Below are 12060 nucleotides of genomic sequence, written 5' to 3' on the forward strand. Positions count from 1 at the left end.
TATCGCTCCAAAAAAGGGATAGTTGAGTATGTGGAGAAAGCGTCTTTTTAGTAGTGTTAAAAAGAATTTGTTTGTAAGTGCCTCAGTGTATGAAGTTCAGGATCTGGTTCTGATTCATATGCTTCATATTACCTTTACATTAACCTTTGTATCCGCAATAACAAATCCATTTTTAAATCTTCCGAAAAGTGTGGTTTATGGTAACTTCATAGCCATGTTCTTTGTCACACTGGTCTATTGGCTGGTTCGATTCAGATCACAATTCGTATTAGGGCGAAGGCTCTATTTAGCTTTTGTATTCATAATGATCAACTTCTTATGGTTTGAAACCGGAGGAAGTACGGGGCCTACACTTTTCAGTATACTGGCATTGATCCCGATGTTTACCTTTATGATAGACAACAGGTACCTGAAGTTTGGCTATCTGATCATTGGCATTAACGTGCCGCTCCTTTTATTGGCGGAAGGCTATAAGCCTGAATTAGTCACTTATTATACATCGAATATGCAACGCATATTGGATATATTGGTGGTGTGTTCTGTATTTGTCTTTTTTGAAATTCCATTGATCATTTATGTAAAAAACACGGTAATAAAACAACGTAATTCAGCTCAACAATCAGCATTGGTTAAAACCTCATACATTACCAACCTGAGTCATGAAATACGAACACCCATGAATGCCATCCTTGGCTTCTCTGAATTACTAAATATAGGAGAACTGGATAAAGACGAGCAAAGTTCCTACATCAAACACATCAATGAAAATGGTAACACACTGCTCCTCCTGTTAAATAACATCATTAACATCTCAAAGATTGAGCAGGAACAAACCAGGATTTCCATATCGCGGTTCAGCACTTTGGAGGTTTTGAGACGTGTGCACTCCTCATTCTCCTACAAACAATCGTCTGTTTTAGACTTTAAAATTCTAACGGATGAGCAAGATGACATAATTATTTATTCGGATGTTGTACTATTATACCAAATTCTAAGTAACCTGACATTTAATGCGCTTAAATTCACTAAGGAGGGTTATGTCCATTTGGATATAAAAGCCAATGATGATTCATTGTTATTCATCGTCAGAGATACAGGAACAGGTATTTGTGAATCAAAACAAGCCAGCATATTTAAGCAATTTGAGCAGGCAAAAGGAGACAATCACCTGATCAATTTAAATGGCAGCGGACTGGGGCTGGCCATCTGCAGTAACCTTACAGAAAAACTTAAAGGAGAGTTATGTTTTGAATCGGAGAAAAACGCGGGTACTACTTTCTATTTAAAACTTCCGATCAAATTTTAGTACAACACTAACACAGTGAACGTTACAAATTTTACTGATCGAATTTTAATAAACTGACTGATTCTTTAACAATTAATAACACACAAAGTGTCACCTTCATTTGATAATTGAGTGTCTATATTGATGTAAATATCACAAACCCCCTTATTTTTACATTAAATTAAACAGTACATCAAAAACTCAATCAAAGAATGCGTTTATTAATTACAATTTTAAAAACAACTATAACAACTAAATACCATACAATTAGAGCCATACAACCAGCACTTTCCCAAATACATAACTTTCGGATAGTTACTTTCTTAGTCCTGCTATGCTTAAGTCTTAGAATTGACGTTGTTGCGCAACAAAAGAGCAATAAGGAAGAGGAAGGTATCAAACCGGGTAAAAGGAAAGCGGTTTTGATCTTATCAGATGGGCGTACCATTGAACTTTCAGCAAATGATTCGCTTAACTATTCAAAGGAGAAAGAGTTGATATCAAAATCTGATTCGACAAAAGCGAAACCACTAGCTGAGACACAATCCTTCCACCAGCCAGCTCAACAGTCAAATAGCAATATAGCGGTAAAAGGAAGCCTCAAAAAAAGAGTTATTAAATAGGTATAACCAATAAGCTGAGATCGGGACTTAAGGTCGGCCTCAGCTTAATAGCCTATCGCCTGTTATGGTTCTTTATGGGAATATAACAGGCTTTTTATGGATCTGAATTGTTTATAACTTAATTCTCCCCCTTATTCCGATGTAGCTGAATCCGTTAGTCTCAGGATTGAGAGAAGGGTTAATGATATATTGATAATCAGCTGTCACCTCAATATGAGCTGAGACATTATAGCGATAGAAAGCTTCGAAAGTCATTTGATCCTTCGATTCGGGAATGTTTGGTTTGGCCCAGCTAAAGGAAGTACCCAGCATATCGTAATGCCTGAAGCGTAAACCATGACCAATTTGAAGATCCCGTTCATAGAATGTATTCTCGCCTTCCCCATTGGAAAATGCCATCTTAAAATAAGGCGTAAATCGCTGAACAAAAAACCAATGAGCAGACAAAGCAATCCCTTCGCCATCAGCCACCTCATTACCGCTGTATGATATGTACTCAGGCGATTTCCAAGCCATAACAGATATGCGTTTAAAGAAGCGTTCCATAAAACCGGGTATATAACCAATTTCAGCCACATACATAAAGTCACCATTTTCCCAGTTACGCCCCAAATCAAAGAAATCACCATTTTCATACAGATCTCCATAAACATCAATTGCACCTAACATGGCGTAAATATTCCTGGTGGGACGTGCAACCACTACCATTCCTAATCCCGGATTACCCCAGTTACCCGTCCCTGTCACCATTGAGCCATATCCCACAAAATGCCTGGATGGAATACTGATACCATGGAAATTAAAGTAGTTAGCCAGGTCAATCTTCCCAATAACAAAACCGAGTCGCTGATTAGCTAAAAACTGCTGGTAATTGAATTCGAGTATACGCATGGAAAAGTCATTATAGCCAGTTCCTGTTAATCCATAATAGCCCGATTCGTTTAAACCATGAAACATGGGAGAAGTTACAGAACCGTATGTATGACGGTCGCTAAGTTTAATAAATAAAGTTCCTTTATTGCTGTTTTTTTTCCGATTCACAAGGTTCCAGCCCAATTGAATATTAAGGATACCACTGGCAGTATTTTTATTATTGGACTCACTTATAACCTTTGATGAGCGCATATACAAAGACGTATAATCGATACCAAACTGAATGCCTTTATCAGAAAGAGCTTTGTCTTTAAAAGCATACCAGTCATTCATGGGTCTAATGGAGAAGCGGTACTCAAAAGTGAAGGACTCTTTGTCCATTTCCAACTGTCTACCTATGGAAGCTCCACCAAGATTATCATCTGTTTTAGCCAGTTGACTTGTATCCGGCCTACTTATCTCCTGTGCAGAAGCATCTATAAACAATCCTACACACAATGCCAACATCACTGATGTTCGAATGGTCAGGTTCATCATTTGTCATTATTTTGAATTTGGCAGCCTGATCTGAACACTACGTGTTCCTCAACAGCCACATACCCTATAAGGTATTGAATACCATTGAAATATCAAAATAAATAAAATGTAAAACCAGTATATCCTTAAAAACGGTATTATTCCTGCCCGTCAAGTGGCTTATCAACGTTTATCTCGCCAATAACTGTTACTAACAGTACAATCATCCATTGTGCTTTTGAAACAACAGTTAATTACCTGTCCAATGAGTGGTAAGAACCTTTAATTTCAACATTATTGCCTCACTATTTTCCCGAGATAATCAGTAAAATAAATAACGATAATTTGATAGAGAACGATCAATAGCATAAAAAAAACCCAGTATTAAAACTGGATTTTCTTATAATATCCAAGCGCTTTAATAACGTTACCTGTTAGCTCCCCTCTTATTCAGTTGAATTTCTTCCATTTTAAAATGTCTCTTTGCCATATTTTCACAAGCTTCATAATTATGAATCTCATTTAAGCCATCATAATATGCTGTCAACGCATTATCCGTTCCATCAAAAATCATATCACATAATGTTAATCCCTGAGTTGGCGTAAACTTCATCTCGTGTACATAATTGTTTGATGAAACAGCAGAAAGAATTACAGCACCTCCATTAAGCCCGATTCCGCTTAACTTGCTTTGCTTATAGTCATTCTGCACAATCATGTTATCAGAACCTCTTACTAAGATAGCTCCAAAGTTAAAATACTTAGTGAGGTCTATAAAAGTATTATTCCTCACCTCCGCTGAATTAACATTGTTATGTAATATAACACCCCAATATGTGGAGTTCTCAATTCTATTATCTGTGATACTTAAACCTGTTGGTATAGTATGAAAAAACATGCCCGGGAATCCATTTGACTGACACTTCACATAGGAATTGACTACTTTAATGTCTGAATTAAAAATATTTAAAGCCGTAATCCCCTGCTTTACATTAATAGCAGCTAATTGATCAACCATAATACTTGAGCCCTCATCAAAACGCATAAACATTAATGCCGCATCCCCGATATTCTCTACCTTGAGATTTTTCACAAATAGTTTGCCTGATTCATTCAATTCAATTACGGGCGAACCCAGCATAACATGAACACCCCAGTTAACGTTCATACCATTGGCATTTCCATAAGCTGATGTTACTTTTCCTAATAAACAGACATTTTCAATATAAGTATCATGCTCACCTCCAAGGATCTCAATAAAGGTACTTATATGACTCGCATCATTCCCGTAATAATCAGGGATAATATCAGTAGGCTGATCGTCTTCAACCTTTATTGTCAGGTCTTTAACAACAACATCACCTATTGAATTATCGAACTGCAAAACCGTCGCCAAATAGGGGTTTCCACCTGTAAGAGACCACCAGGGGGATAAAGCCACTTCGAAACCAACCCCTCCGGATTGCCGGCCTGCATGCAACGTGGTATTGTTTTTATCTTCACCCCGAAGACAACCATAAAATTCAGAGACTACAATATTTCTACTGGTATAATAATGATCAACTGATGCATCGTTTCCATCTGTTAAGAAAATGGTTCCACCACTGGCCTTAACAAAGTTCAGACCCTGCTCAATATTATCTGCATCAGTGATACCTGAATAATCACCACTTGGGGCGATATAAACATTATCTCCTGACACCACAACCGACCTTAATACAGAGTTAGTTGTTTCAGTATTCAAATCCGATTTTTCATCAACCACTTTTTCACATGCCAGCATTACGAATGCCAAAACGGCAATTAGATATACCTTTCCCATCACACACAATTTTATATTAAACATGCTTTCACTCAAACTGAATAGTTTTCAAAATCCAGGCGTCTTCATATAATATAAAAGGGAATGAGATATCGGTCAATATCTATGCTTGATTATCTCAAAAACAGATTCCAACGAAGGGGAAACTACAACTAAAAAGTTAACTATACATGAATTAAGTCCCAAAGATCTTTAGCTTATCATTTCATGAATGACACGACTTAATCGTAATGTCTTTCTGGGTACACTATCGGTGCTATTATGTAATGATGCCATAGCATTTATAATTACATATTATAACAATTCCCCATTGCATCACACATCATCCATCACCCCACCAACTGCCTCATTATCATCTATACTAACCTCTCCTATCACGCTCGCAACCGTTGCATCACCTGTAACATTCACCACTGTTCTGACCATATCCAGAATCCTGTCAACCGGCAGTATGATACCTATCCAGGCAGGGTTAAGGCCAACCGAACTTAATACGATCATCAGCATAACCAGTCCGGCACTTGGAATAGCCGCAGAGCCAATGCTGGCCAATGTGGCAGTCAGAATAATTGTAAGCTGTTGACCAAAGTTCAGGTCGATCATATGCATTTGAGCCAGAAACACAACAGCAACCGCCTGATAAAGGCTGGTTCCATCCATATTAACAGTTGCTCCGATCGGTAATACAAAGGATGATACTTTGGGATCGACTTTTAAGTTTTCTTCCACACATTCAAGTGTAACAGGCAAGGTTGCCGCACTTGAACTGGTTGAAAAAGCCAGCATTTGGGCAGGGCTGATCCCCTTCAGAAATCCAAAGAAAGACAATCGTTTCACAAAAAACTTCATGATGGTCGGGTAAACCACAAAAGCCATCAGTAATAAACCAGCCAATACAGCGAGCGAATAGATACTTAGCCCCTTAAAAAGTTCAAAAACCTTTGCCGGATTATCACCCGCCATTTCAGAGACCAGGCCTGCCAGTAAGGCAAAGACAAAAAACGGTGCTCCCTGCATTATGATGTCGACCATTTTAAGGAATACCTCACTCAATCCATTTACAACATCAATTACCGGTTTTGATCTCTTCTCAGGTATAAACAACAAGGCTATACCAAAGAATAAAGCGAAGAATATGATCTTCAGCATGCTTCCATTGTCTGACATGGCCTTAAAAACATTATCCGGCACCATATCCTCGATAAAGGTAAGCGGTCCACTCTCCTTTTGGTTTTCAGCCAGCTTCAAACGCGACTGAACGCTTTCATCTTCATCGTAGCCCCTGCGCTTAGCCACTTCTGCGATCATTTCTTTATTTGACGCATCTTCAAGGAGCCTGGTATCGTCATGTACTTCCTGTCCTTCCTGCTGAGCCCACAATTCATAAGCAATGCGGTTTTCTTTCCTGACATTTTCGTCCATCCACACACCTGGCTTGACAACATTCACAATCAATAAGCCAATGGATACCGCAACAATGGTGGTACACAAATACAAGAGGAGTGTTCGGATCCCCATTCGCCCCAGTTGCTTGGGATCACCTAAACCAACGATACCTCCGATAATAGAAAAAAGTACAAGCGGAATAGCAATTAACTTTAACAGGTTGATAAATATGCGGCCCCATGGAGCCAGCCAGTTGGTAGTAAATTCACTCCAACCCAAATAGCCGGATAAAACAGCCCAGAATATTCCCAGAAAAAGTCCAATTATAATTTTCCAATGCAATGCCAGTTTCTTCATGCAGATGTGTGTTATTTTTTCATGAACACGCTAATGTACAAAAAATGCAAGAATAAGCAGGCAACACTTGTCTTTGTTGCAAAACAAAGGCCACTCCATATCAGGAGCAGCCTTAATGCGAATTGTTATATATAGAGTTACTGATAGATTTTAATATGACTTAAAAGCTCAATGTTATCCAAATCGGAATAATCGTATTGATACAGACCATCTGTTCCAATCAGCAGCAAAACCTCACCCAATGGAATGACATCATAGCTGTTAACATCAGGATAATGAGCAATCTGCTTATCTGTAATGGTTAAGGGATCGCTCGCGTCGTAAATTTTTAAGCCGGCATTGCCGTCACAGATAAACAGCACATCGTCATCAATACCTAAACCGTAAGGCTCTTTCATTGAATACGATTTTACCATCTCAGGATTTTCAATGACTGAGATATCAATAACATCCAATTGACTCTCAATGGCTCCGCATAAGTTACCTCCTCTCAGTGTCACATAAGCATAATCTCCTTCAACCACAACCGGATCACAAGCCGTTGCATGCCTGAATTCTGATATGTATTCAGGATTACCAGGATTTTGCAGACTATAGATAAACATGCCGCTTTGTGCACCAATAAACAACAATTGATTATAAGGGAACAGTGTTTCTATTTGCCAGCTAATTGGTATTTGTTTTGTGAAATTGGGATTGGAATTATCCGAAACATCGAACAGGTGCAAAGATGCATTATCAATGGCATAAAGATAATCGCCATATAAAGTAAAACGCGCCATTGAACCACCAGTGCCATTGCCCGTTGAATTGACCTTGGCAGAAGATAAGGCATCGGCTGCAAAAAAGGATGACTCCCAACGGGGAAATACACCATAAGTGATATCATTCCGATCAACCTCAACTGTTTCTTCTGTTACCTTATACCCGGTTATTACGCCTTTTGACTGGTCAATCCTGCTTAAAACACCATTTTCAAAGCCCGGTATTATATAAGGGAAAGCTTCCTCATCCCGGTCTACTTCCCTAATGTTATTCATATCGCTAATATCGATGGTTACCAGGTCAATATAACTATCAGCATAGAGCATATTGCCCTTAATGGCCATATCTACATTACCGGGTAGCTCAAGAAAAGAAACAAAGCGGGGATTTGCAGGATCGGCGTTATCGATAATATGAATCCCCTTCTGATATTCGTTGATAAAAATAAAATGATCCTTGAAATAAATCTTACCCGGTTGTATAATCGTCTGGGCGCTCTTCATCTGGAAAGAACTGCGCAGGTCATCATAACTTAAGTATTCAGGCGTATTAACGGTATAGGTCTCTTTTATTTTATCGCTACATGCAGAAAGAGAAAGCACAGCCATGACAACAAAAGAGAGTTTCAATAAGGTTTTCATCATGATAGGTTTTAATTAAAAACATAAGTCAACAATGTGCATCACCTTGCACATATACACCTGAACAGATGTTGATTACACATAAAGGTTGCGTTAAAAAAAATATATTTTTATTGACGCAACCTAATTCAAAAATCACAGTCTTCCTTATTAAACCTTATTCAAATGAGAACAAATTTATCCCTTCTTTTATTGCTCACGCCTTTACTTATGTGGGCACAAAATGATTCTGACAGCTCAATAAGCAAAGAAACAGGATACTTTAACTACACATCGCTTGGTTCCCTTATCGGCTCAAAAAACGATGATAAAACCTATATCACATCCTTGCTCATGGAACACAACTACCAGTTTAACAAAACCATTGCGGCAGGTATTGTAACAGGTGTTGAATGGCTCGATGTAACAGTGTTACCGCTGGGGCCTAACCTAAAGGTATTTTTCCCCAACAGGAATGCATCCGGTTTCTTCTGGGGAACATCAGGAGGTTACGCTATTGCGCTTGAAGACATGGAGTTTTGGGATTATGAAATTATCGATACCAAAGGAGGAGCTTTCTTCAACACTGAGTTTGGCTATATATTCAGGAGTAATCAGAATTTTAACTTCTTCCTGGCTGCAGGCTACCGTTACCATGAGTTTGAATTCACCCGCAAAGATTGGCGACTAAATGAGGTTGAAAGAAAAACAAGTTACAACCGCTTTTCGATACGAATTGGCGTTCGGGTGTTTTAGAACATCAGACACCGGAAACCAGGTACAAAATACCAGGTATGGCACTAAAAATAAAAATCCCCTGTAATAGCATTCATATAGCCTTTACAAGGGATTTGTTTTATAAAATGATGAGCTATCTAGAAATAGTCGTCACCAATATGTTTCCTTTGTTTTTTCTGCTTATTTTTATTGAATGAATAACTGACGCCTATCTCTACTATTTGTCCTTCATAGTCATACACGTATCCGCGATGTAAAAGAATTTGTTCCCCCTCATAAGCAGCAGTGTATCCACCGGCCTGGTTGGTTCCCAGTATATCAAGCATTCTGGCTGAGAAAGTCCATCCCTTTAGCTTTTCAGGCTTATAATTGAAAGCAGCATTCAATGCCTCAAATTGCAAGCTTTCTCCCTGCGGTGTTACCGAAGCTGATTTAATGGAGTAATCCACTGTTAATTTCAAAGGATTAGTAATGGTCCATGTTGCATTTGTTTTAATATTCCAGTTGGTACTTCTGCTATCACGACTTTCTCCCAGCAGTTCATCGTCGGCTATCACCTGGAAATCATACAATGCACCACCTGCAAATAGCTTCACCTTACTGAATATATCCAGGTTCATGCCCAGTTCAGCACCCAGGGCGGTTTGGTTACCGGCATTGGTATAACTTCGAAGCAGAACCCCGCCAGGGTTACCCATATCGTATGCCACACGGTTTACCCTGTAAATGGCATTGTCTACCCCCCTGTAAAAACCGGTGATGGTGATGTTGTTTTTACCAAACCTGCGCAGGTAATTCAACTCTGCGTTCAGAGTGTATTCAGGCTCCAGCAAAGGATCACCCATTTCGTAGATCTCCTGATGACGACGATATAGGAAAGGCGCCATATCTTTTGCCGGAGGACGGTTAATACGGCGGCTGGCAGCCAGTGATATGCTATTCAGTTCATTTATATCATAACTGGCATGCAGAGTTGGGAACAGATCAAATTTGCGTTGTCTGAAATCAGTCTGGTCAAAATCTCGTCCATCACCTATCTCACTAAAATAACCATAAACATACTCGAAATATTCAGTGCTGCTTACATTCATTAACTGATCCATATATTCGGCACGTAAGCCCAACACATAGTTAAGCTTACCGCTTGTTCCGTGATAATCGACATAAGCCGAATACACATCGCGCTTAAGGTCAATACTGTTATCATAGCTTTCGATACTTGGATCGCCCCAATATCCGTTACCGACAATTGTATCATAGGCAAATTCGCCATCCAAACGAATCCATTGTGGTTGTACTCCCGTATTCAAGGTATTACCATTATCAAACTTATGCTGATAATCCAGCACAAAGCGATAAGCATCTAAAGGAGTTTCATCGCTTTGAAAAGAATGAAAATCAGGTTCATCATCATAGTAGTAGCGTTCGCCATCGTAAGCAAACTCCTTATTATCGATGGTTTGCTCAAGGTACGACGTTTCATAAATAAACGAAGTTGTCCATTGCGATCGCTCACCCACCTTTTGAATGTAATCCACACTCAGGTTACTGAACCAACCATCACGATGAATATCATTGGGATTGTATATTTCCTGCAAGGTACCTTCATAAGGCTCACCATCAGGGGTGTCGGCAAAATAGGCTTCGTACACGTAGTTGGCTGTACGTCCGCTTGTGCGCTTTGAATACTGATAACTGGCAGCTATCTCAGCCATATCGCTCAGCTGGTAGTTAATACCTGCATTGGCCATCACATTGGTATACCATTTAGGGCGTGATCCTTCACCATCTAATACATAGTAACTGCCAGGATATCCGCTGACTGACTCTTCGGGATGTTGATAAATGTAAGGATCAATTATACCGCGGCCCTTATTATTGCGCGACTGCATAGTGAAAGCACCGCTGATCGATAACTTATCTTTATTATACATCAGGCTCACGCCTGCATTATACCTGTTGTTATCAAGTTTCTGATGGCTGTATACATCATCTTTGTTGGTCCATGGAGTACCTCCAATCATGCCATTTGCTACCACTGAAAATCCGTCAACAGCACCCTTTTGAGTTGTAATATTAATGATGCCACCCTTTCCCTGTGCATCATAACGGGCACCAGGCACCGTGATGATTTCCACATTTTTGATCTGACTGGCCGGCAACTGGCTTAAAATATCGCTGGCACTTGTTTGTGTAGGTTTACCATTAATATATACCAGGAAGTCGCTGGTTCCGCGCACTGACACAATACCATCTCCATCAACGGAAACAGCAGGCAACTTATCCAAAACATCCACTGCCGTTCCTCCGCTTGCTGTTGCAAATTCCTCTGCCCGGTAGGTTTTTCTATCGATTTTAGTGGTTGATGTCTGCGCCGTAGCTGTTACTTCAACCCCCTCAATATTAACTGAGGATGCCACTAATTTTATTTCCTTCAAATTAACCACCCTTGAGCCGGATGAAATAGTGATGTCGTTAATTTCACTGGGCTGGTAACCAAGAAATGATACTGATATGCTGTAATTACCATCGGTAACATTATCAATTTTAAATGTTCCGTCTCCTTTGGTAACCGAACCGTTAATAATATCACCGTTATTTATTAGTGCAATGTTGGCAAATGGTATGTCCTCATTACTCTGGGCATCGATAACCCGTCCCTTAATTACTCCTGATTGTGCCAGGCTTGACAGACTTATAATAAAAGCTCCGACAAGGCCTGCAATTTTTTTGTAGTTCATTATATATAATACTTAAAATATCCTGCAACAAAAGTAAATAGTACCTTTATGAAGCTATGGTACATATTAACCAATTTGTGGTAGGTATTGTTGAAAAGTTGAAGATCCCGGTAGTCATCGGGACATGGTTCATCCTTTATATTTAGTTAAATCATTGGTTTGTTTTATATTTTGCCTCTCTGTAAAACCACCGTTTTCTTTTTTTTAACCACGGATATACTCTAATAAATTACAATTTTTTAAGCCACTTTTTCATTGGAGCTGTTCATATTTCTTTCTCTAGGATCAAGACAAATATAGTCTTGACTGTATGGTTTCTTGTTTTGAACAACAC

The 12060-nt window shown here is 39.2% G+C and carries 8 protein-coding genes; 3 read left to right on the top strand and 5 right to left on the bottom strand.

The genetic code is table 11. The features are described from left to right. Positions 1–28: 28 nt before the first annotated feature. Entirely contained in the window at positions 29–1306 is a 1278-nt protein-coding gene (locus ACRD69_RS18505; protein ID WP_430816619.1) for a sensor histidine kinase, read from the top strand. A 191-nt stretch (positions 1307–1497) separates the two neighbouring features. After that, positions 1498–1908, top strand: coding sequence for a hypothetical protein (locus ACRD69_RS18510; RefSeq protein ID WP_430816620.1), 411 nt, complete (start codon positions 1498–1500; stop codon positions 1906–1908). Between the two features lie 111 nt (positions 1909–2019). Here the strand turns inward: ACRD69_RS18510 and ACRD69_RS18515 are convergent, their stop codons facing one another. The 4 genes from ACRD69_RS18515 to ACRD69_RS18530 form a co-directional block, all read right to left on the bottom strand. Continuing rightward, positions 2020–3318, bottom strand: coding sequence for a carbohydrate porin (locus ACRD69_RS18515; protein ID WP_430816621.1), 1299 nt, complete (start codon positions 3316–3318; stop codon positions 2020–2022). A 406-nt stretch (positions 3319–3724) separates the two neighbouring features. Further along, on the bottom strand, positions 3725–5119 hold the full coding sequence (locus ACRD69_RS18520) for a hypothetical protein (protein WP_430816622.1): 1395 nt from the start codon (positions 5117–5119) through the stop codon (positions 3725–3727). Between the two features lie 315 nt (positions 5120–5434). Further along, entirely contained in the window at positions 5435–6862 is a 1428-nt protein-coding gene (locus ACRD69_RS18525) for a dicarboxylate/amino acid:cation symporter (protein ID WP_430816623.1), read from the bottom strand. Between the two features lie 137 nt (positions 6863–6999). Next, entirely contained in the window at positions 7000–8268 is a 1269-nt protein-coding gene (locus ACRD69_RS18530) for an LVIVD repeat-containing protein (protein WP_430816624.1), read from the bottom strand. Between the two features lie 165 nt (positions 8269–8433). Here ACRD69_RS18530 and ACRD69_RS18535 point away from each other — a divergent pair, with 165 nt between their 5' ends. Beyond that, positions 8434–9003 (top strand): hypothetical protein, encoded by a 570-nt coding sequence (locus ACRD69_RS18535; protein WP_430816625.1) that lies wholly within the window; start codon positions 8434–8436, stop codon positions 9001–9003. A 119-nt stretch (positions 9004–9122) separates the two neighbouring features. On the opposite strand, the gene ACRD69_RS18540 is transcribed toward ACRD69_RS18535, so the two are convergent. Next, positions 9123–11726 carry a TonB-dependent receptor gene (locus tag ACRD69_RS18540; RefSeq protein WP_430816626.1) on the bottom strand — a complete coding sequence of 868 codons (2604 nt, stop codon included), beginning with the start codon at positions 11724–11726 and terminating at the stop codon, positions 9123–9125. Positions 11727–12060: the final 334 nt, after the last annotated feature.

Origin of the sequence: Carboxylicivirga agarovorans, from assembly GCF_050589845.1 — a bacterium.
GTDB classification, from domain to species: domain Bacteria; phylum Bacteroidota; class Bacteroidia; order Bacteroidales; family Marinilabiliaceae; genus Carboxylicivirga; species Carboxylicivirga agarovorans.